The sequence below is a fragment of the Ruegeria sp. HKCCA5763 genome (genome assembly GCF_013034545.1).
In the GTDB taxonomy this organism is placed as follows: domain Bacteria; phylum Pseudomonadota; class Alphaproteobacteria; order Rhodobacterales; family Rhodobacteraceae; genus Ruegeria.
The window spans coordinates 1-21,733 of sequence record NZ_WQGF01000017.1 but is presented as its reverse complement, the minus strand read 5'-3'; the positions used below and the strand labels follow the sequence as shown (position 1 = coordinate 21,733).

Below are 21,733 nucleotides of genomic sequence, written 5' to 3'. Positions count from 1 at the left end.
CCTTTAGAAATATATCGCAATACCCTATGCAAATCCCCATACAGAGGGCGAAACCGGCCCTTCCCCAGCAATAATATCCTGCAGCTATTGTTTCCTATGCAATTACTCCGTTTAGTGTGCCCAAGAATTGTTAACTGGCAGCCTTTCAAATGAACCGTAAATCCCGTAACGCGCTTTTTAAGATTCACACCTGGCTGGGTCTGCACCTGTCCCTGTTTTTCACCTTCATGTTCCTGACAGGCACAGCACTGACCATCGGGATCGAGCTGGAGTCCATCACCCGCCAAAGCATCTGGACAACCGTCCCGTCTGTGGATCGCACCGCCGGTTTCGGGGATATCTACGAGGGCATCAAGGAAGCCCGGCCTGACGCCAAGATCGGGCTGATCGCGGTCGACCCGAAACCGTGGTTCGTGAACAGAACCTATGGCTCCACCGCCTGGGGGGAATCCGTCAGCTTCTGGACCGATCCGGTGACCAGCGAACTGGTCGAAGAAACCCGCGCGGTTGGTTTCCGGAACATTCTGCGCGACCTGCATGACAGCTTTTTGACCACCAACCGGCTTGTCTTTGTTGCGGTTTCAGCCATGTCATTGGTGCTTTTGCTGCAGATCATCAGCGGGCTGATCACCTACCGGCGGTTCTGGAAAGGCTTCTTTCGCTGGCCGGCCCGCAGCAATGGTCAAAGATCGTGGATCGGCGGGCTTCACCGGCTCAGCGCGCTGTGGGCGTTGCCGCTGTCGCTGCTGATTGCCATCACCGGGATCTATTTCATGCTGGGGGGGCTTGGCTTCAAGGGATCAAGCCCCAGCCCGCAGCCCCCTGCCGCCCGTGAGGCCGCCCTTCCGGCAGGATTTGACCGCCATGTCATCGACACCGCCGAAGAACACGCCCGCAACGCGCTGCCCGGGTTTGAGCCGACCGTCATGTCCCTGCCCGGCCGCAAGAACAAAGGAATAAACTTCATCGGGCATCAGGACGGGTTTTCCAAGTTCAGCGGGCTGAGCACGGTGACAATCGACCCGGTGACGTTCGAGGTTCTGGGCGCGTTCTCTCCTGCGGATGACAAGGGCCTCAAGCGGGTGAAGATTTTGATGAACAAGCTGCATTTCGGCACCTGGGGCGGAGTTTTCTCATTGGGGCTGTGGGTTGTGCTGGGGCTTGTAGGCACAGGCGTTGCCCTGACCGGTGCCCTGATTTTTGCCTCCCGCATCGCGCCCGACAACGCATCGGGTGGCGCATTCAGGCGGATTTGGCGTGGGCTGGGCCTGGCCCGCTGGGCTTATCTGGTCCTGTTGTTGCTAATCGGCGCGTCCGCCTATCTGCATTATGGTCCGGGGTCTTATGGCAGGGTGGCCGTGCATCCGGTGGACCAGCAGGGCAATGTTGCACGTCTGGTTCTGACCCGGCCACTGCGGCGCGATACCCCGCTTGAGATCGAGCTGGACATACGCGACCCCGAAATCGCCACGGCCGAGCTGCAGATCAACCAGGGGGATTTTACCCCGCTTGCCCTGAACGGGAACGGCGATAAATCCCGTGCGACGTTCACATTGAACCCCGATGATACTGGCAACGAAATCTTGGCCCGGCTGCAGAACGCCGACGGGACCGAGCAGATCGTCACCTTTCGGTTGGGCCAGCCCATATGGTAAACCCTGCGACCCCGCCCGAGCCGCTGCCGCCGCGCAAGCTGTGCGTTGTGCAGATGTGCACCTATTTTGCCCTCGGCGGCGGCATCCAGCGGCATATCAATGACCTGAGCAACTCTTTGATGGTGCAGGGACATTCGGTAATCAAAGCGGGCACACCCGGCGAGTTGGGTGAGACCGATGACGACAGCCTGTTCGTGCCTTTGCAGCTGGACAAGGTGAGCGATCACAAAGCGACAGGGCAGATGGGGCTGATCAGCCGTCTAAGCTGGTTGATGCGGTCGACCCTGACCTTGCGGCGGATTCTGAAACAGCACAAGGCGGACCTGATCCACGCCCATGAAACCGCTCCGCTGCTGACCGCCCGGCTGGCCAGTTTCGGGCTGCATATTCCGATTGTCATGACCTATCACGGGTCTTCCCCGAACCGGCTGGACAGCGTTGCGCTGTCTTGCCAGCGGCAGGCCGATCAGGTGATCTGCCCCAGCCAAACCGTTATGCAATCGCTGCTGGAGCGTGGGGTGGATCCGGCCAAGTCCAGGGTTATGCTGTTGGGGGTAAAACCCAACGCTCCTACCGACCCCCAGACCGTGGCCGCCCTGCGGCAAGAGCTTCTGGGTCCTAACGGCACGCATCTGGTTCTGTCCCTGTCGCGGCTTGATCATCAAAAAGGCCTGGACGCGATGATCGAACTGCTCCGGCGGGTCCGGCAAGACCTGCCCGGTCTGCGCGTTGTCGTCGGCGGTGAGGGCGTGCTGCGCGGTCAGGTCGAGGCTTGGAGCGATGAGGCGGGCGTCTCCGACATCATTCGCTTTCCGGGCGTCATTTCGGATGTCTCTACCTATCTGGCCGCGTCCGACCTGTATCTGCTGACCTCCCGGTGGGAGGCGCTGCCGATCTCTATTGTCGAGGCGTTCCGGGCCGGGCTGCCGGTGATCGCCACCGATTGCGGAGGCGTGTGCGAACTGGTGGATGACAGCGTCGGGCGGCTTTGTGCCGTGGATGATCTGGACGCCCTGTCGGATGCCCTGCAACAGCTGTGCACCGATCAGCCGGAATATAACCGGCTACAGAAAAACGCGTTGGCGCGGGGGGGCGAGGATCGGTTTTCGCCGACCCATGTACATGCCGAATTTGAACAGCTTTACCGCAAGCTGGTGCGGGGCCGATAAAGCCGTTCAGCCCGCCGCGGCCCCGTTTTCAAACGCACCTGCCTCAAGCGCGTAGGCTAGATCGGTCCGCCCGGCCCCATGCGCGGCCTGGGCAAATGCCGCGCCAAACCGCGCCAGCACCCGGTCTTCGCGCCAGATTTCCTCAAACCCTGCTCGCGCGGCGGCGGACATCCGGCCATGGGCGTCACCACCGTTCTGAAGGCTGTGCATCGCAGCCAGCAGATCCTCTTCGGTTTCAAACAGTACACCGCCGCCCGCGCTTTCCACGATCTCGGGGAAGGGGCCCAGTCGGCGGGCAATAACCGGAGTGCCCAACCGGAAGCTTTCGATCAGAATGATGCCGAAGGTTTCATAGCAGACCGACGGCACGATCAGGCCAAGCGCGCCCCGGTAATAGGCGTCCAGTTCTTCGGGACTTTTGCGGCCTAAGAACTGGATGCGCGGATTGTCCTGCGCCCGCCGTTTTAACTCATCCGCGTAATCGCCATCCCCAAGGATCAGAAGATCCGCATCGGGATAGCGGTCCATAGCCGGGAACACATCCTGCAGGCCCTTGATCTTCTCCAAGCGTCCGACAAACAGGAAATAGGGGCGCGGATGACCGGAATAAGGCTCGGCCAGTTTGGGCAAGTCCGGCAGGAAATAGGGCAGCACCTGCATCTCCTGACGCAAGCCAAACTCGCGATGTTTGGCGCGGCTGAACTCGCTTTTGGCAATGATCAAATCCATGTGATCCAGCGCCCGGTCCAGCGCTCCGGTATAGCGCCACAGCTGCGGCGGGCGTTTGTAATTCATCACACAGCGCAGGCACTGGCGATCATCACACAACTCGCGCCCATGCCGCCAAAGAACGTGGGTCGGGCAAACCAGCCAGTGTTCATGTGCCTCGTAGATTTTCAGGCCATCTCCCATCGGCAGCAGGCCCGGCCCGCCGATCAGCGAGGTATTATTGTGCCAGATGATATCGGGCTGATGCTGATTCAGTATGTCACGGATGCGGGCGGCATGGACCACCGGGCGGCCCAACTGCTGGGTCAGAACATTTGACAGCATCCCATTCCGGCTGCGCAACCCGATGCGCCGCACCCCATCGGGGGCACCTTCGGGCTGTGGCTTGCCGCCAAGGATCAGATAACTGTCCTCGTCATGCACCACCGTCACGTCATGACCCCGCGCAACCAGCGCCCGTGCCATGCGCTGAATGCCAATCGCGTCACCACCAAATGAATATGGCGGGTAAAATGTCGTGAACATCAAAATGTGTAATGACTTCATCTATCCCTCAATCCCTTTTGAGTAATCTGCCGCCTCACCGTGCCCGGCCCCAGTGCGGATCATCGACATCAGCAGACGCAGCCTGTCCGGCAGCACCAATCGCGCCAGCAGCAGGTAAGCCAGAATACCGGTAAGCGTTCCAAGCAACAGGACCCCCACCTGCGGCCAGCCCGCCAGGGGCCAAACCACCCCTTGAACGATGCCCGCCATAATCGCGGACAGCAAAAGCGGTGCAAAATGCAGCCGGGCAAGCATACTGGCCGACAAGCCTGAAATACCGGCAAGATTGCCATATCTGATCGGCCACAGGATTAGAAACGCCGCCACAAACGCGGCCATGACCACTGTCAGCCCATAAGGTGCAGTCACAATGATTGCCAGCGTTGCCAGGCAGACCTCGGCCCAGGACAGGATCGCCAACCGGCCAACCCGTCCTGCCGCAAGGCAAAAGGTCTGATGTATCTTCTCGATACAACGATACATGCCAAATACCGACAGCAAGCTTAACGTAGGCGCGGCCGGGGTCCATTTCTGGCCAAACAGCAGAATCAGGACCGGCTCGGACAGAACCGCCAACCCGGCAAAGGCGGGGATGGCAACAAATCCGATCAGCTGCATCACATCCTTCAACAGATACGCCGCTTTCCCACCTTCCCGCGTCACCGCAGCAAAGGCGGGCTGCGCCACCATCCGCAGCGGTGTGATCAGTAAGAAAGACGCAATCTCGACGACACGCCAGGCGATGGCATAGAACCCCGCCTGCACCGGCCCCATAAGCGCGCCAATGATCACGACGGGCGCTTGCACCGCTGCTAGTTCAGCCGCACGCAGTCCGAGGATGCGGTGGCCGAAATGCAGGATCTCCCGGATATGTTTACGGGATACGGAAAAACCCGGCCGCCAGGACACCGCGCCCCAGGCCATGACGATATTCGTCGTGGTCACGGCCAGCCGCTGACCGACCAGAGCCCAGACACCATATCCCGACAGCGCCATCCCAATACCCACGATGCCGCCAATGACCGCCCCGACAATGGCGCGCAGAGCAAGCACGCGAAACTCCATCTGGCGCCGCAGGATGGCAACGGGCACAGCGGTCAGGGCGATCATCATGACGGTCGGGGACAGCCCGACCAGCAGGTTCTGTACCAGATCCTCGCTATAAAACCCTGCAAGCGGGCCCGCCGCCAGAAACAGCAAGGCCATCAACACCGTGCCCAGCAACGCCAAAAGCCAGAACACCGAATTCAGCCGGGTCGGAGACAGCTCGTCTCGGGTCAGCAGGATGTCCGATATCGACTCGCGCACCAGAAACTCGGAAAACAGCACAAAAGCCGCAGCCATCGCTAGCAGGCCAAACGCCTCGGCCCCAAGCAACCGCGCCAAGATAGCGATGATGATGAAGTTGAACGTCTGTTCCACCCAGACGCCAACAGACATCCAGGCAACGCCGCTGGAAAAACGCCGCCCCAGTGACATTACGCCCCATCCTGCCGTTCAGTTTGTGGACGCTTCTGTCGGCACGCCTTCATGCTCGGATCCTTTCTGACAAAAGTTGCAGACCTTTGGCATATCCTCCCAATGCCCCAATACCCCACCAACACGTCCTTTCGATGCAATTCCGAGATTTCCCGTAATTTTGAGTTCAAATCACCCCTTAAGACCTTATAGGCGCAAATTTGGAAACATTCGCGGCGCGCTGCCCACAGTCCAAAATGACCGAACATATTGGAAAACATGCCATTGCGCGGATGCGCGCGCATCAGGGCCGTTGAAATCATCCCGCTCTTTCTGGAAAACAGGCAGAGATTGTAAGCAATGGGCGTCGTACAAAACATGACGCCAGAAAGATCGGATTTGGTCAAAATTATTGTCTATGTTCAGCCCGTCTGTGTTTGAATACTATGGGCGTCAGAGGGAATTAAACCAGCCGCACCCGGGCTATCACAGATGCCACGCGGGCAAGGTCGGGCAAAACAAGTATTACTTATGTAAAGGGTTTCCATTTTCATGAACAAGGTTGCCGAGCAGATCACCCCGGACGACACCACAACCGGTGCGTCGGACACATCAGGCATGAGCCTGAGCGTGGTCATCCCCGCGTTCAACGAAGAAAACGCCGTGCGCCACACGGTCGAGGATGTGCGCACCCATCTCGAACCCTTGGGCATTCCTTACGAGATCATCGTGGTGGACGATGCCAGCCAGGATAATACCCGCGCCGAGGCCGAGGCCAGCGGAGCCACCGTCACCTTCAACGACGTGAATTCAGGCTACGGCGCCAGCCTCAAGCGTGGTGTGCGGATGGCGCAGCATGAATATGTCGCCATTCTGGACGCCGACAGCACTTATCCCGCACGCTATCTGCCGGGAATGCTGGCGATGTGCCGCGATCAGGACATGGTGGTGGGCGACCGGGGGGCGGCGATGAAGAACGTGCCGCTTCTGCGCAGACCGGCCAAGAAATTCCTGTTCGCCTTTGCGTCGTTCCTGGCCGAGCGCAAGATCAACGATCTGAACTCGGGCCTGCGCGTGTTCCGCAAATCCGAGCTGATCCCGTTCCTGCCGCTGCTGCCGCAGAACTTCTCGTTCACCACCACGATCACGCTGTGCATGACCTCGAATGGCAAGCGGATGATCTATACGCCGATCGAATATGGCAAACGGGTGGGCAAGTCGAAAATCCGGCCGATTGATTTCCTGAACTTCATCATCCTGATCCTGCGCATCAGCACGCTGTTCAATCCGCTGCGGGTGTTCATCCCGCTGGGTCTGGCGTTTTTCACATTGGGCACAGTGAAATTCATTATCGACATGTTCTACTGGAACCTCAGTGAAACGGCGGTGTTCTCGTTCCTGGCGGCGATCATGATCTGGTCGCTGGGGCTGATCGCCGACATGATCTCGCGGCTGCATCTGAGACCCTGACAGGAGCGGCGGTATGCTTTCCGATCCAAGTCAACGGCGCTGGCTGATCCGGGTTGCCGGATCGGTCGTGGTGCTGGCGATCCTGTTCTGGATTCTGCCTGCTGATGCAATCGTGGCCGCGCTGAAGGCAATCCCGATCTGGGTATTTCTATGCGTGCTGGTCCTGTTCCTGCTGGCCCATGTCGCGGCGGCGCTGAAATGGTGGCTGCTTCTGGGGCGCGGATTTGCGGCCCCGCTGGCCATCCGGGCGCATTTTGCCGGGTTGGCGGCCAATCTTTGCCTGCCCGGAGCAATCGGAGGTGACACGGTACGCGCCGGCCTGGCGCAAGCGGCAATGAAGGACGGCGCGCGGGTTGTTGCGGGCGCAACCGTGGATCGGCTGATCGACATGGTGGCCCTGCTGACACTCTCTTGTCTGGGGCTGGTCCTGACATGGGAAAGCGCTGCGGGCGGGCATATGATCTGGCCTGTAGCTCTGGTCTTGCTGGCGGCGCTGGTGGGCATGGTCGCTTTGCCGCGCCTGCTGCCCCTGCCCTGGCGCTATGTGCCGTCCCTGCCCGGCAAGGGCTTTGCCCATCGTCTGTCCGAGGCGCTGGCCGGGATGGGGCGCAAGCCCGGAACGCTGGCTGTAGCTTTCATCGCATCTGTGCTGATTCAGCTGTTGCTGATCCTGCTGGCCTGGTGGCTGGCCATTGCGGCGGGAGTCGATGTGGCGGCGGGCCCATGGATATTCGCCTGGCCACTGGCCAAGATCATTGCCGTGCTGCCGGTATCCCTGAACGGGCTGGGCCTGCGCGAGGCGACGCTGGCCGGTTTTCTGGCCCCCTTTGGTGCCAGCGCAGCCGCGGTCGTGGCCGCCGGGCTGGTCTGGCAAGTTGTTTTGTTCACGGCGGGCGGGTTAGGCGCGCTGGTTCTGACCATGTCCGGGATGCGGTTCAGCACCCCGGCAAGTTCCCAGAAGGAAGAGTGCAAGTGACGGATGTTTCCCGACCCAATGGCGACAAGCCAGAAATCATCATCCTCGGTGCCGGACCGGCTGGTCTGGCCGCTGCCCATGCTCTGACCGGGCAGGCCAAGGTCACCGTGATCGAACGTGCGCCTGTTGCGGGCGGCAATTCGGCCTCGTTCCCGGTCGAAGGTGTGATCTGCGACTATGGCTCGCACCGGTTTCATCCGGCGGCCGAGCCCGAGGTTCTGGCCGATGTAAAAGCCCTGCTGGGAGACGACTTACTGCTGCGCCCGCGCCATGGGCGCATCCGGCTGGGCGGCAAATGGATTCACTTTCCGCTGAAACTGACCGATGCGCTGTTACGCCTGCCCAAACCCTTTGCCGCGTCGCTGATCGGGGACATGGCGCTGAAGCCCTTCCGCAAGAAAAGCGAAGGCCCCGAGACATTCTCGACCGTGCTCTATGACGGGCTGGGACCGACGATTTCGGACAATTTCTATTTCCCTTACGTACGCAAGCTGTGGGGTCTGGATCCGGACAAGCTGGCGGTGAAACTGGCGGAACGGCGGGTGGGCAGCGGCTCGGTCGGCAAGATCCTGATGAAGATGCTGCGCCTGCTGCCGGGTCTGCGCAGCGAAACGGCGGGGCGGTTCTTTTATCCGCGCAAGGGGTTCGGGCAGATCTCGGACGCGATGCGGAACAGTGCGGAAAGCAACGGTGCCAGCTTCCTGTTCAACACTGAAATCACCGCCATCGATAGGGACGGCAACCGCATCACCGGGTTGACGATCCGCGACGAAGATGGCGAGCGGAAGCTGACCGGCGATCTGATCCTGTCGACCATCCCGCTAACCGGGCTGACGCGCCTGATCGGCGACGCTCCGGCCGAGGTGGTCGAAGCCGCCCGCGCGATCCGGTTCCGGGGCATGATCCTGCTGTACCTGGTGCTTGAGACCGACCAGTTCACCGAGTTCGATGCGCATTACTTCCCCGAACTGTCGATCCCGATCAGCCGCATGTCAGAGCCCAAGAACTATAACGCCAGTGGCGAGCCGAAGGGCGTCACTGTTCTGTGTGCCGAGCTGCCCTGCGACCCGGATGAAAAATGGTGGTCCATGTCCGACGAGGAACTGGGGCAGGAATTCACCAAATGGCTGGGCCAGCTGGGCTTGCCCGTCACGGTACCGGTGCGCCGCTGCGAAACCCGGCGGCTGAGCCATGCCTATCCGGTTTACGATGTGGGTTATGAAGAGCGGTTTGATACGGTGGATCAATGGCTCTCAGATATGGACGGATTGCTCGTATTTGGACGGCAGGGCCTTTTTGCGCACGATAATACGCACCACGCTTTTGCCATGGCCTATGGCGCGGCAGATTGCATTGACGGCAATGGCCATGTCGACCGCGCGAAATGGAACAAATACCGCGAGGTCTTTGCCACCCATGTGGTGGAAGACTGATCCATGTCCGCCTGGCAGGCCGATATCCTGATGTATCATTCGATCTCGGATGCGCCGGGGCCGACATCGATTGCACCCGAGGTGTTCAAAGCCCAGATGCAGGCGCTTGCGGACTCGGGCCTGCCGGTGGTCACACCTGATGCGCTGGCCAACCCGCCTGCCCCGCGCGTGGTCATCATCAGCTTCGATGACGGGTTCGAAGATTTCGCCGACACCGCCTGGCCGATCCTGCGCGATCATAATTTCACCCCGATCGTCTATCTGCCCTCGGGTAGGATGGGCGGCAGTGACAGCTGGGCCGGGGGCAACATCCCCACCCGCCCCCTGATGGATTGGGACAGGATCGAAACCCTGGCAGGGGAAGGCGTTTGTTTTGGAGCGCATAGTGTCAGCCACCCAGATTTGTCGACGCTGGATGCAGAGGCGTTGGAAGAAGAAGTCACCGGATCCGGGCAGGATATAGCTGCCCGGCTTGGCCAGCCTGTCCGGCATTTCGCACCGCCCTATGGCGCGTCGAACAGCAGCGTGCTCAGGCAGATCGCGTTGCATTACGACACCTCGGTCGGCACAAGGCTGGGTGTCGCCGGACCGAAAGATGACATCCACGACCTGCCCCGGCTCGAGATGTTCTATTTCACCGACATCGCCCGCTGGCAGGCGCATCTTGCCGGGCGCGGCGGGCCCTATCTTGCGGCGCGCAAAATGATGCGTGGTTTGCGCAGCGGGCTGAGCAAGGTGCTGCCCCTTAACTGACAATCAGGATTAGGGCGCAAGCGTTCCGATCCGGTGGGCATTTGCCATCACACTGAATGTAATTGTCGTCGCCGGGATGGTTGGCAGTACAGAGGCATCAACGACGTGAATGCGCGTCGCGCCATGCGGGCGCCCCAGCACATCGCTTTCACCTGGGCTCGGATCATCTGACATCGGCAGATCACCCCCAACGTGGAAACTGGCCCCCGGTGCCCCGAACCGCGCTGCAAAAGACAGGCTGGTCAGGCCAAGCACCCGCAATGCCCGGCCATAGCGCGCAAGTGCTGCGCGCATTGTGCCTTCGGTTCGCAGGTTTTTGATCAGTTCGGGGCGTAGCCGTCCATCCTCGGACAGATGCAGGGCTATTTCATGAGAATGATCGGAATGCAGGAAAACCTGCGCCACGATCAGACGCCGGGCCAGCGCCTCAAGCAGCGGTCCGCTGCCAGGGAGCCGGCGACCATAGTTCTGTTTCAGATCGCGGGCATAGTATTCGTTCCAGGTATAGACCTGCGCATGGATCAGTTGCCGCGACACGGAAGGGTCATCCAGTTCGGCAAAAAGCTGCGGCAGCGTCTGATAGGGCAAAACATCGGGCCACCTTGGCGCGCGCCAATGATGCAGCATCGGCAGGAAAGCCTGCTGGCTGTCCTTCAATGTCAGCGTCTTGCCCTGAAGGCCGGGCGAGGCCAACAGAATGCGCGCGCTTTCCAGCACCCCGGCGGCCAGAAACACCCGCCCGCCCCGGATGTCGCTGCCATCTTCCAGCGTGACGACAACTTCGTCGCCTTCCTCGCGAACCTGCCGCACCACATGATCCGCACGGTAGGTAAACCCTGGCTCTGCCTGCAACGCCATGCACGTCTGTCTTGCAGACCAGATCAACGACCAGGGGCACCCGTGCAGACACAATCCACAGGTCTGGCATCCCGGTCCAACCGCCTGACGTGCAAGACCAACATGCATCCCTGCCCCCTGCAATGCTTTCGCCTTTTGCTTTGAGCGGGCCAGTAGTGTCTCGGCCTGTGCGGTTGGTGGAACAGGTGTTCGACCAGTCATGTCGCAGGCAGGAAAGAGATTCTGCAGCTCGTCCTTTTGCCCGGACACCGGCATTATTTCCGCAACCGCTTTGTAATGTGGGGCAAGATCGTCGGCTGTTATGGGCCAGTCTTCGATATCCGCCTGCCGATAGGGCAGAACCGCCGCACCCCAGACATTCGATAATCCACCCGCCGCACGCGAGGCGCGCAATGCGAACCATTCCGCCCCCTCCGCCAGAGTATGGGCAGGTGGGGACAACGCGTAACCTGTCCCATAGCGCCACACCTCGCCCTGCGGGGCCTGAAACTGAGGCTCCATCCAGGCTGTACGCGCCTCGGCGTTCCAGTTTTCGGCGCGGGTTTGGGACATCTGCTGCACCCGGTCCGTGATCCCGGGTTCCGGGGTGCCGCCGGCATCCAGCATCGTGACTGTCCGCCCCCGCGCCAATAATGCGCGGGCCACGGCAACCCCCGCCGGACCAGATCCTATGACAAGGTCGCTCACTGCGCCTTTACTGCCCGGACCAGAACCAGAATTTCATAGTTGGGGTCATGAGTGGACAGTTCTTCTAGCGCAATTTCGCTGGCCCCAAGGCCGTGCAGGTTGCAGATGCAGGTAAAGACATTGCCAACGGTCGACACCTCGACATTCTCTGCCGGAAAAACAGCCCGGAACAGGTGACGCTTGGACTGGCTGGTGAAATGCCAGTATTCGCCCCAATCATCCACGCCTTCGCGCCGCGCCACCCGGGTCATCCCGTGCGAGGTACACAGCACCACGCCGCCGGGTTTCAGAATGCGTTCGAGCGTGGCGATCGCTTTGCCCACCTCAAAGATCATCTGCAGGGTCTGCGTGATGATGATGCAGTCAAAACTGTTGTCTGGAATATGCGGCGCATCGGTGATGTCAGCCACGATGGTGGCTTGCGGATTGCCTTCGACATAGCTCAGCACATCCGCTTGCGTGACCCGATCACCGCCGAATTTCTTGATATAGGCCGGATCACCGAATTCCAGAACCCGGCCACGGATGTCGTCGCTGTGGTTTTGCAGGAATTCTTCCATGTAATAGCGTTCGATGGTCAGCAGGTCGCGATCCTGCCCGAACACAGCACTGATCGGCGACAGCCGCCGCAGCCCGCCGAAATCCACCGCCCCCACGGGGGTCGATTGCAGCTTGTGCAACCGTTGTTGTTTACGGATCCATTTGCGCAGCCGTTCCGGCAGCAGCACGGTCGCGGTGTCACGCACCAGCTTTTCAACTCTTTGTCCCGGTGTCATCGTGATTGGCTCTTCATGCGTAGGCTTTGGCGCGTTTCTCGGCCATGATATCGGCGATGATATCGTCCAGCGTGCGTGCCGGGCTGAACCCGGTAAACCGCCGCAGCTTTGAGACATCGGGCAGGCGGCGGGCCATGTCTTCGAACCCTTCCGGATAGACCTCTTCATAGGGCACCAGACGGATTTCGGACGCAGACCCCGTCGCGGCAATCACCTTTTCGGCCAACCCGCGGATCGTCACTTCCTGCTCACCACCGATATTGAAGACCTGACCCCGGGCTTCGGGCACATCAAGCAGGCGTACGAGCGCCTCTATCACATCGGCCACATGGCTGAAGCAGCGCGATTGCTCACCGGTGCCATGAACCTGAATTGGCTGACCCGCCAACGCTGCTTCAATGAAGTTCGGAACAACCATGCCATAGCGCCCGGTCTGGCGCGGACCGGTTGTGTTGAAAAAGCGCAGCACGACCACTGGCAGGTCAACCTCACGCGCATAGGCCAGAGCCATGAACTCATCCAACGTCTTGGCGCAGGCATAAGACCAGCGCAGAACGCTGGTCGCGCCGATCGTCAGGTCGTCATCCTCGTTGAACGGGAATTTTGATGCCTTCCCATAGACCTCGGAACTGGAGGCAATGAAAACCAGGGGTTTGTGGCGCAGGGCGGCCCGCAATACGTTCTGCGTGCCGTCGACATTGGTCGCAATCGACTGGCTGGGCTGATCCATGATCAGCTTCACCCCGACGGCGGCGGCCATGTGAAACACCGCGTCGGCTGCACCAACCAGCTGTTCGACCAGATCCGAATCCAAAACGCTGCCTTCAACAAAGCGAAAGGCGGCATGATCCTGAACAGAGGACAGGTTTTGCAGCGATCCGGTGGATAAATCATCCAGCACCGTCACCTCATGCCCATTGCCAATCAGACGCTCGGCCAGATGTGACCCGATAAAACCGGCCCCGCCTGTGATCAATATTTGCATGAAAAACCCTCGTACCAACAGAATCCACTCTAATGCCACAGGCTTAGCATAGGTATCTGTGGCCACCAAATGGTAGATACCGCTATGGTGCGCTGACAGGCCGGGCCTGCACAGTTTTGGAAAAAGGGCTGAATTGTTGCACATCGCACTAAGAATGTTGAACCTGCGGACATGACCGAAAAACACGTGGAACCCCGTCCCGGCGACGGTCTTGCAGGCCAGCGCGTGATTGTGACCGGCGCAACCGGCTTTATCGGCCAGCGCCTGATCGATGCGCTGCTGACGCTGGGATGTGATGTGACCGTATTGCTACGCACGCGCCACGGGGCTGCCGCGTTGGAACAGGCCGGAGCAAAGACACTGCTTTGCCCGCTGCACCCCGGCCCGACCCTGACGCAGGCGTTGGGCGGCACGGCGGCCCTGTTTCATCTGGCCTATGATTTCCGGGCCTCCGGCGCAGAAAACCTCGCAGCTTTTGACGCGCTCATCAAAGCCGCCGAAGAGGGATCTTGCAAACGTATCGTGCATCTGAGTTCTGCTGTGGTCTATGACAGCTGGCCCAACGGACCGATCAACGAACGCAGCCCTATCACTCCAGAGGGTACGCAAAGCTATCGCGGAGCCAAAATAGCGATGGAACAGAGACTATTACGGGGGAAATGCGACGCCGCCATATTGCAACCAACTATCGTCTACGGACCCGGTAGCGCGCTCTGGACCAATGCGCCATTGGCGATGATGCACCGGGGTGGCGTCATCCTACCCGACCCGCCCGGACAATGCCCGGCTGTGCACGTCGATGACGTTGTACAGGTCGCCCTGCACGCGGCCTCATCGCCACAGACCGGGGTTGACCGATACCTGATCAGCGGGCCGGACACGCTGGGATGGAAGGCGTTTTTTGAAGGGTATGCCCGGCTTGCCGGGTGCGGAGAAGTTCGGATCGATTCAGCCGCCAACCCGACCCCTCCCCCGCCGCCCAATAACAACACGCCTGCTGGCCCCTCTCTGTCGGGTCAGATCAGTGCACATCTGCGCCGCCTTGTCGGGCGCCGCCGGGTCGAGGCCGCCGCGGATTGGGTACGATCCGTTCAGGCCCGGCTGACAAAACCACACCCCGTTATGCCGGATATGGCAGGGCGCAGGCTTTTTGCCGGCCGGCCCGAGGTTTCAACCCAATATGCACAAAATCAGATCGGCTATGTGCCCCGTGTTTACTTCGCTGAATGGATCGAGAATATGCAAGAACAATCGAAGCCCTGATTTACGACTGCTTCGTTTTTGGAAACACTCATTCCAGGTCTCGGCCGGGAGCGACAAATTAGTTGGCTTCGTTCCCGATCTGCCCTATCCGATGAAGAGAGAAGGTTTCCAATCTGCTAAGCTAATTTTAATTCAGTGTGACTTTGTACGATCAGGATAGATTATGAACTACGAAACCTCGCACCATCAGTCCCTCAAGCAGCTTATCGCGGCGCGCGATGCGCGGGTTGCCGTGGTGGGGCTGGGTTATGTCGGCTTGCCGCTGGCGCTGACGGCCTATGATAAGGGGTTCGACACCACCGGCGTTGACCTCAACCCTGATCGGGTGGCGCGGATCAATCAGGGTGATCAGGTCATCTCGTACCTGGAACAGGACCGGATCGCGCAGGCGGTGGCCAGCGGCAAATTCCGTGCGACGCAGGACGCCGCAGCACTTGCCGGGGCCGATATCATCCTGATCTGTGTGCCGACCCCGCTGACCGACGCACAAGACCCGGACATGCGTTTTGTCGCGGCTGCCGCACAAACCATCGCACAGCATTTGCGCCCCGGTCAGATGGTAGTGCTGGAAAGCAGCGTCTGGCCCGGTGCCACAACGACACTGGTTCAGCCGATCCTCGAAGCGGGCGGTCTGCGAGCGGGTTCCGATTTCTTCCTGGCCTTCTCGCCCGAGCGCGAAGACCCCGGCAATGACAAGTTTGACACGCACAGCATTCCCAAGGTGGTCGGTGCCGACGATCCGCAATCGCGGCAACTGGTCGAGGATTTCTATCGCGCCATCGTCACCAGCGCCGTGCCGGTGAGCTCGGCCGCCACAGCCGAGGCTGTGAAGCTGGTCGAAAACAGCTTTCGCACCGTCAATATTGCGCTGGTCAACGAGTTGAAGACCGCGCTTGAAGCAATGGACGTGGATGTCTGGGAAGTGATCGAAGCTGCTGCGACCAAGCCGTTTGGCTTCATGCCCTTCTATCCCGGTCCTGGAATTGGTGGGGCCTGCATCCCGGTGTCTCCGGCCTATCTGGCCTGGCGCGCTGCGGATGCAGGATCTGATACGCCGCTGATCAATCTGGCCCGCACCAGCAATGACGCGGTGCCCGAGATGTTGGCGGCACGGATGGCAGCCGAGTTGGCCGCGCGCAACGGGTCCGCGCTGGCGGAAACCGGGCAGCCCCTGACCGGACAGCGCATCCTGCTGATGGGCATCGCATATAAGCGCGATGTCGAGGATACCCGCCGCAGCCCGGCGCTGGTGTTACTGGACGAGCTGGAGAAGCTGGGCGCCGAGGTTGACTATCACGATCCGTATTTCCCGCGCCTGCCCGAAGGCGGCGAATACCCGCAACTGGCGGGCCGGACCTCGCAACCGCTGACGGCGGACAACCTGAAACGTTACGCCGCCGTAGCTGTAATCACCGACCACAGCGCGCCGGATTACGATCTGGTCGCACGCGAGGCGGCGCTGGTTTTTGATACGCGCAATGTCTTTGAAAAAGCGGGGATCAAGGTGACGGACGGGCGTTTGGTCAAGATGTGACCCCCAAAAAACCTCTGATCATTCAATGGCCAAAACGAACGCGCGTTTGCCATTCCATCCAAATGATCGCGGATTGACAGAACTGTGCCATAGGCGAACCTTTGCACATTTTCAGGGGTCGTCAGCGCTCTATATTGCTGTCACAAAAGTTTTAAGGAACTATCTGCTCAGACATATTCATGTCTCAATAAATTATAAGCAGTGTTGCGCGAGTAGTGGAGCAAAGCTCCGTCAGGTACAAATAACCAAATTTTAACCCTTAGTGCTCCAAAGTTTTGCCATGATTTCATCGCGGAATCATCTTGGGTATCTACCCAATGGCATAACTACAGTCGCTCGGGGACTAGCCAGACCAAGACCAGAGCTGGAGGACTTGGAAAACATGATCGGAGTTATCGGAATAGCCATTCTTGTAGGCCTGTGCGCCGCTGGGGTTGCTTTGTTCTCCGGCGCATCCATTCTTGTGGCACTGGGCAGCTATATCCTCTTTGGATGGCTCTTCATCATTGCTGCCCTCATCGTTGTTGCCGCGGTTAATGCCGTGAAGGCACGCGGGCAAAAACAAAACCCCGCCTATTCCAGCTGACCCCTAGTCCCGTCCGGCGACCCGCTTGGCCACATAGCCCAGAAACGCCCGTTGCGGGTTCCTGATCTGTGGGCGGCCCGACGCGGCCCAATAGGCCAACCAATCCGCCTCCAGCGCATAGACATCGCGGCCTGGCGCCATCGCCCGGGCTTCTTCCAGCGCCTCTGAGGGCAAGATCGGCTTGTCCGGCCCCTCGACCACCTGACCGCGGCGGGTAAAGCGTATCAGGTCGCCGGGCTCTTCGGTCATCTCATAATCGGGCAGATGATCGGCCGCGATCATGTCGCGGATCATCTTACGGAACACCCGCCGAGGTGAGGCCGAGCCCGATTTCTTCAGCAGCACCTCGACCGAAATCCGCCATTCGGGCTGGCGGCCACAATGTTTGCGCGCCAGTTCATAGATCCGACGCTCAAGCGGTTTGCGCAGACGGAAATAGTCACGGCTGAGGGTCAGAACCGATTTCGCCAGCACCGCCCGAAACAGCCAGTCCGACAGTTTCACGCTGACGCTGACCATCCGGCCCGCCCGGGTATGGCGGACGATCTCCCAGCTTTCGATCAGACCGAACCCAGTGGTGGTCTCTTTCTCACCGGTGACGATGTTGGTGGTGATCCTTGTACCGGCCAGCCGCTCGAAGGCCTCGCGCAGACGCTTGTAACCGTCACCGCTGGTTTCGCGGTTGGTGGCCACCAGCAGATCATGCGCCTTCAGATGTAACACCCGGCTGACCGTCCGGCCCGCATTGATCGCCGCCATCAGCTGACTGATACAGAAGATCAGGATGTCCTTGTCGTGGATCGTTGCCAAACCACGCACCGACGGCGTCACCGTGATCTCGACCCCGTTATGTTCGTAATTCAGAATCCGCCGGTCCGGTCGGGTCGAGAGCGAAAACATCGGATGCTCCATCGACCCCATATCTGTCTTGGGCAGCGCATCGAAGATATCGCATACAAAAAAATCGCCCGTTGGGTGCCGGTCAGGCAACAACGCCCCTGACCCGCTCATACTGCCCTGCCCATATGTCCTGCCCGAATCTTTGTTCGTGGTTTTATTGACGCTTACCGTAGAGTTATCCACAGGAAGCGTAAAGCCGCCGGAACGTGGGTTCAGAGTCACTGCAACGTGGGTTCAGAGTCACCCTATCGTGGGACCAGATTCACTAATGAACTCAAAAATCTCAGAAATCTATTTTTTTTCTTATAGTTACAAGAACCAAAATTCTGCTGTAACTAAAAGAATAACAGAATTTTAACTGGATATATTTTTACCTCACTCTCAAAAGCAGCGTATCAAAGGGATTTTATCCCTTATTTTTGCTTAGAAAATTCGGTTTTGTGCTCACAATGCTTCCACATGCTTCATTTTGTGGTATATTATCCAAAACATAGCACATGGACAGATTTTCAATGCGAGCAGCACCGTCCGAAGGGCTTCCCCCCTATTTCAATATCGATCCTGATCTGGCCCATGCTGAGTTGGGCGAACCAACCGGAACCCATGAGTTCTCGCAGATTGCAGATGCCTGCGCCCGGGGGCGCGCAGATTTGGCGAACCGGGGTCTGGAAGACGACGGACAGAAAAAGCTGCGCCTGTTTTCAACCTGGGAAATCACCAAATATCTGATCCCTGTTGCCCCCGCCCATTTTCGACGGGTGTTAAAGAGCAACCCGGATTTACCACAGGGACAGTCCGAGACGGAAGGTGGCGCCAAGTGGTTCACCCTAGATGAGGTTCTACGGCTACGCACACATTTTGCATCCGAAGGATCCAAGGCAAAAGAATACCGTCCCTACCGACCCAAAGGGTTGCCGGCCAAGATTGTCTCAGTGGCCAATTTCAAAGGCGGCGTCGGCAAGACCTCGACCTGCGCGCACCTTGCAATGTCTGCCGCTTTGGACGGCTACAAGGTGCTGGTCATCGATCTGGACAGCCAGGGCTCCATGACGTCGATCTTCGGCGGCAAGGTCAGCGATGAATGGCAGACGGTATTTCCCCTGCTCGCCCGTCATTACGCCACCCATCTGCGCCGCGACAATCAGGGGCGGCTTGACCGGGGTGAAGCGCCGCATCCGATTGACGATACCTTGTCCGAGGCGCTGAAAACCCGCAGCAGCGATCTGATCCAGGCCACCCATTGGCCGAATATCGATCTGATCGGCGCTCAGCTGAACCTCTATTGGGCTGAATTCCAGATCCCGGTCTGGCGGATGCAGGGCCGCAGCTGGAAGCTGTGGGATGCACTGACCGACACGCTGGACGAGGATGGGGTGCTGGACGACTATGACATCATCTTCATCGATACCCCCCCTGCCCTCGGCTATCTGACGATCAACGGGCTGGCGGCTTCGGATATCCTTCTGGTGCCCATGGGGGCCTCGTTTCTGGAATTCGACTCCACCGGCCGGTTCTTCGACATGTTGCATTCGACGTTCCAGTCCATTGAGGATGGAGAGAACATGGCCGCTCGCGCGCTTGGACGGCCCGAGATGGCCTTTCAGTGGGACGCGGTGCGCACAATTATCACCCGCTATGACGGCAGTCAGCAGGCCGAGCTGGCGGGGCTGATGCAAGCCTATCTGGGCCGCACCCTGTCGCCACACTGGCAGGGCTACACGGCGCTGATCGGCCAGGCCGGGGAACAGGTCAACGGCATCTATGAGGCGGATTACCGCGATTTCAACCGCGAGACCTATGTGCGCGGGCGAGAAACCTTTGATGCCACTTATGCCTCGTTCAAGAAGCTGCTGATTGGCGTCTGGCGGGGCGAAGAACGGGCCCAGCAGGCCGAAGAGGCCGGAACACCGGAATTGTCGCTCTGAGTGCGATGTTTCGCGCGCGAAACACGTCTTCTATGACTCGAAACGGAGTCTGATCCGAGCAGGAAAAGGAAAAAGTGATGGCTAAACGCAAACGACTGACCCCAGCCCGGCCGGATTATCTGGAGGACAATCGCCCAGCCCCCGGTTTGAATCCCATGTTCCCTGCAGAGACACCCCGCACCGCGCCGCCGGTTGCACAGGTGGCCGGGGCCACGGCGGCTCAGGCGGCGCTGGAGGAGCTGTCCGGAGAATTGCGTGCCGCCCGGGCCGAAGGTCGTTTGGTGCAGGACTTGCCGCTGGACGCCATCGAGGAAACCTATCTGGTGCGTGATCGGATGGCGGCTGATGACGTGGATATGGAGGCGCTGAAGGAAAGCCTGAAGGCACGCGGGCAGCAAACACCGATCGAGGTCGTGGAATTGACCGAAGGGCAGTATGGCCTGATCTCGGGTTGGCGGCGCATGACTGCGCTGCGGGCGCTGGTACAGGAGACGGGCGAGCCCCGCTTTGAAACCGTGCGCGCTTTCCTCAGACAGCCGCAGAGCGCCTCGGACGCGTATGTGGCCATGGTCGAGGAAAACGAAATCCGTGTCGGGCTTAGCTATTACGAGCGCGCCCGGATCGTGGCCCGTGCGGCTGAGCAGGGCGTTTACCCGGACGAGGCTGCTGCCCTGCGCGGGCTGTTCGCATCGGCCAGCCGGGCCAAACGATCGAAGATTGGCTCGTTCATCGCGATCTATCACGCGTTGGATGATCATCTACAGTTCCCTTCGGCCATTCCTGAACGATTGGGGCTGTCGATTGCCAAGGTCCTGAAGGACGATCCAAAGGCGGTATCTGCGCTTATCAAAACGCTGGGTAAAGTCGGGGCCGAGACATCGGATGCAGAGTCGTCTGCCCTGACACAGGCAGTGAATAGCAGCAGCTCAGAACGCGGGAATTCATCTTTATCAGAGTCTGATACATCCCCTAAAGAGACAATAGGAAACATTCAGCTGAAGCCGAACCGGAACGGAACGCAGATCATTCTTTCCGGTCGGGGAATGTCTGAAGCATTCCTGGCGGACCTGCGGGCTTGGTTACAATCCCGCGACAGCTAATGTTTCGCGCGCGAAACAGGTTTCACCCCAGCAGATCAGCCGTTGGATTTTCTGCGATATCGACGTCGTCGTAATATTTCTGCGCCTGCGCCATGGATCGGTGCAGGGAGAGGCGCACGGCGGCCTGGATCGGGGCACCGTCCAACGCTGCTTGGGTCAGAAACCCCGAGCGCAGCCCATGGGGTGAGGCGAAATCATCCGGCAGTCCGGCCAGTTTCAACCGGTGTTTGACGATCTGGTAAATCGCATCCGGCGACAGGTGGCGCGTGAGCACGCGGTCTGCCTTGGAGATTGGGCGGAAGAGGGGCCCGCCCTCGATCTGCCCCACTTCAATCCAATGCACCAGCGCCTGCGCCGCACGGCCCTTCAGGACCAGCCGTGGGGTTTCACCCTTGCTCGTGGTTTTGGTTTCCAGCAGCGAGATCCAGATCAGACCTTCCTTGCCGAATGCTTTCAGGCTGACATCCTCGCGCATCAACCCAGTGATCTCAGACCTCCGTCGCCCGCCACTGGCCCAGCCCAGCATCAGGATCGCCCGGTCGCGGCAGTCCCGGCGGCTGCCCCGGCAGGTGGCCAGCAATTGCTCCAGCACATCGCGGGTGATCGGGTGCTGCGATTTCGGGGCAGGAGGCCGGGCGGCGGCGCGGCGGGCCTTGGCGCGGGCTTGTTTCACCTGCGGCGTGTCGAACGGCGAGGGGAGGTTCTTCATCCGGTGAAAGGCCAGCCAGGAGGCGATGCGCCGGTCCAGCGTTGACGGGGCTGGGCAAGCCAGCGACTTGCGCAGCCGCTGAGCAATCAGCGCTTCTGCGGTTTCGCGCGCCACATCCGTTTCTGGTGCGTCGTCCAGATTGCGGGCGTGATCTAGAATGAAGACAAGGGCGGTGGCCTCAGATTCCGGCCAGTCCAGCGTCGCTGCGAACCGCGCGGACT

Annotated in this window: 19 protein-coding genes; 11 read left to right on the top strand and 8 right to left on the bottom strand. The window is 59.8% G+C overall.

The genetic code is table 11. The features are described from left to right. Positions 1 to 149: 149 nt before the first annotated feature. Complete coding sequence (locus tag GOV89_RS20790) at positions 150 to 1,655, top strand: PepSY domain-containing protein (protein ID WP_171238983.1); 1,506 nt, start codon at positions 150 to 152, stop codon at positions 1,653 to 1,655. Then, positions 1,649 to 2,824: a glycosyltransferase family 4 protein gene (locus GOV89_RS20785; RefSeq protein ID WP_171238982.1), complete on the top strand. Its 1,176-nt coding sequence runs from the start codon at positions 1,649 to 1,651 to the stop codon at positions 2,822 to 2,824. The genes GOV89_RS20790 and GOV89_RS20785 overlap by 7 nt, the downstream gene beginning before the upstream one ends. A gap of 6 nt (positions 2,825 to 2,830) precedes the next feature. Here the strand turns inward: GOV89_RS20785 and GOV89_RS20780 are convergent, their stop codons facing one another. From GOV89_RS20780 to GOV89_RS20770, 3 genes are read right to left on the bottom strand one after another with little or no spacing between them, the layout of a single operon-like run. Next, the gene (locus GOV89_RS20780; protein WP_171238981.1) at positions 2,831 to 4,099 is read right to left on the bottom strand and encodes a glycosyltransferase family 4 protein; all 1,269 of its coding nucleotides are present in this window, start codon (positions 4,097 to 4,099) and stop codon (positions 2,831 to 2,833) included. Further along, on the bottom strand, positions 4,100 to 5,578 hold the full coding sequence (locus tag GOV89_RS20775; RefSeq protein ID WP_171238980.1) for a lipopolysaccharide biosynthesis protein: 1,479 nt from the start codon (positions 5,576 to 5,578) through the stop codon (positions 4,100 to 4,102). Further along, a complete protein-coding gene (locus GOV89_RS20770) occupies positions 5,578 to 5,964 on the bottom strand; it encodes a hypothetical protein (protein ID WP_171238979.1) in 387 nt (128 codons plus the stop codon). The genes GOV89_RS20775 and GOV89_RS20770 overlap by 1 nt, the downstream gene beginning before the upstream one ends. Before the next feature lie 145 nt (positions 5,965 to 6,109). Between GOV89_RS20770 and GOV89_RS20765 the strand changes: the two genes are divergently transcribed. From GOV89_RS20765 to GOV89_RS20750, 4 genes are read left to right on the top strand one after another with little or no spacing between them, the layout of a single operon-like run. Continuing rightward, on the top strand, positions 6,110 to 7,027 hold the full coding sequence (locus GOV89_RS20765; protein WP_171238978.1) for a glycosyltransferase family 2 protein: 918 nt from the start codon (positions 6,110 to 6,112) through the stop codon (positions 7,025 to 7,027). 13 nt (positions 7,028 to 7,040) lie between these two features. Then, positions 7,041 to 8,003: a lysylphosphatidylglycerol synthase transmembrane domain-containing protein gene (locus GOV89_RS20760; protein ID WP_171238977.1), complete on the top strand. Its 963-nt coding sequence runs from the start codon at positions 7,041 to 7,043 to the stop codon at positions 8,001 to 8,003. Then, positions 8,000 to 9,436 carry an FAD-dependent oxidoreductase gene (locus tag GOV89_RS20755; RefSeq protein WP_171238976.1) on the top strand — a complete coding sequence of 479 codons (1,437 nt, stop codon included), beginning with the start codon at positions 8,000 to 8,002 and terminating at the stop codon, positions 9,434 to 9,436. The genes GOV89_RS20760 and GOV89_RS20755 overlap by 4 nt, the downstream gene beginning before the upstream one ends. A 3-nt stretch (positions 9,437 to 9,439) precedes the next feature. After that, the gene (locus tag GOV89_RS20750) at positions 9,440 to 10,189 is read left to right on the top strand and encodes a polysaccharide deacetylase family protein (RefSeq protein ID WP_171238975.1); all 750 of its coding nucleotides are present in this window, start codon (positions 9,440 to 9,442) and stop codon (positions 10,187 to 10,189) included. Positions 10,190 to 10,198: 9 nt separating this feature from the next. On the opposite strand, the gene GOV89_RS23135 is transcribed toward GOV89_RS20750, so the two are convergent. From GOV89_RS23135 to GOV89_RS20735, 3 genes are read right to left on the bottom strand one after another with little or no spacing between them, the layout of a single operon-like run. Beyond that, positions 10,199 to 11,692, bottom strand: coding sequence for a GMC oxidoreductase (locus GOV89_RS23135; RefSeq protein ID WP_171238974.1), 1,494 nt, complete (start codon positions 11,690 to 11,692; stop codon positions 10,199 to 10,201). A gap of 38 nt (positions 11,693 to 11,730) precedes the next feature. After that, positions 11,731 to 12,510, bottom strand: coding sequence for a methyltransferase domain-containing protein (locus tag GOV89_RS20740; protein ID WP_171238973.1), 780 nt, complete (start codon positions 12,508 to 12,510; stop codon positions 11,731 to 11,733). Positions 12,511 to 12,523: 13 nt separating this feature from the next. Further along, positions 12,524 to 13,495, bottom strand: a complete 972-nt coding sequence (locus tag GOV89_RS20735) for an NAD(P)-dependent oxidoreductase (RefSeq protein WP_171238972.1) — start codon at positions 13,493 to 13,495, stop codon at positions 12,524 to 12,526. A 171-nt stretch (positions 13,496 to 13,666) separates the two neighbouring features. On the opposite strand from GOV89_RS20735, the gene GOV89_RS20730 reads away from it, so the two are divergent. From GOV89_RS20730 to GOV89_RS20720, 3 genes are all read left to right on the top strand, one after another. Further along, the gene (locus tag GOV89_RS20730; protein ID WP_171238971.1) at positions 13,667 to 14,758 is read left to right on the top strand and encodes an NAD(P)-dependent oxidoreductase; all 1,092 of its coding nucleotides are present in this window, start codon (positions 13,667 to 13,669) and stop codon (positions 14,756 to 14,758) included. 163 nt (positions 14,759 to 14,921) lie between these two features. Beyond that, on the top strand, positions 14,922 to 16,292 hold the full coding sequence (locus GOV89_RS20725) for a nucleotide sugar dehydrogenase (protein ID WP_171238970.1): 1,371 nt from the start codon (positions 14,922 to 14,924) through the stop codon (positions 16,290 to 16,292). 373 nt (positions 16,293 to 16,665) lie between these two features. Continuing rightward, positions 16,666 to 16,878, top strand: a complete 213-nt coding sequence (locus tag GOV89_RS20720; protein ID WP_171236680.1) for a hypothetical protein — start codon at positions 16,666 to 16,668, stop codon at positions 16,876 to 16,878. 3 nt (positions 16,879 to 16,881) lie between these two features. Here the strand turns inward: GOV89_RS20720 and GOV89_RS20715 are convergent, their stop codons facing one another. Beyond that, positions 16,882 to 17,889: a replication initiator protein A gene (locus GOV89_RS20715; RefSeq protein ID WP_171238969.1), complete on the bottom strand. Its 1,008-nt coding sequence runs from the start codon at positions 17,887 to 17,889 to the stop codon at positions 16,882 to 16,884. A gap of 386 nt (positions 17,890 to 18,275) precedes the next feature. Between GOV89_RS20715 and GOV89_RS20710 the strand changes: the two genes are divergently transcribed. Together GOV89_RS20710 and GOV89_RS20705 are read left to right on the top strand one after the other, a co-directional pair. After that, positions 18,276 to 19,703, top strand: coding sequence for an AAA family ATPase (locus tag GOV89_RS20710; protein ID WP_171238968.1), 1,428 nt, complete (start codon positions 18,276 to 18,278; stop codon positions 19,701 to 19,703). A gap of 77 nt (positions 19,704 to 19,780) precedes the next feature. Next, on the top strand, positions 19,781 to 20,803 hold the full coding sequence (locus GOV89_RS20705) for a ParB N-terminal domain-containing protein (RefSeq protein WP_171238967.1): 1,023 nt from the start codon (positions 19,781 to 19,783) through the stop codon (positions 20,801 to 20,803). 22 nt (positions 20,804 to 20,825) lie between these two features. Here GOV89_RS20705 and GOV89_RS20700 read toward each other — a convergent pair. Next, positions 20,826 to 21,733, bottom strand: a 908-nt coding sequence (locus tag GOV89_RS20700; protein ID WP_171238966.1) for a tyrosine-type recombinase/integrase, incomplete at its 5' end; no start/stop codon positions are given.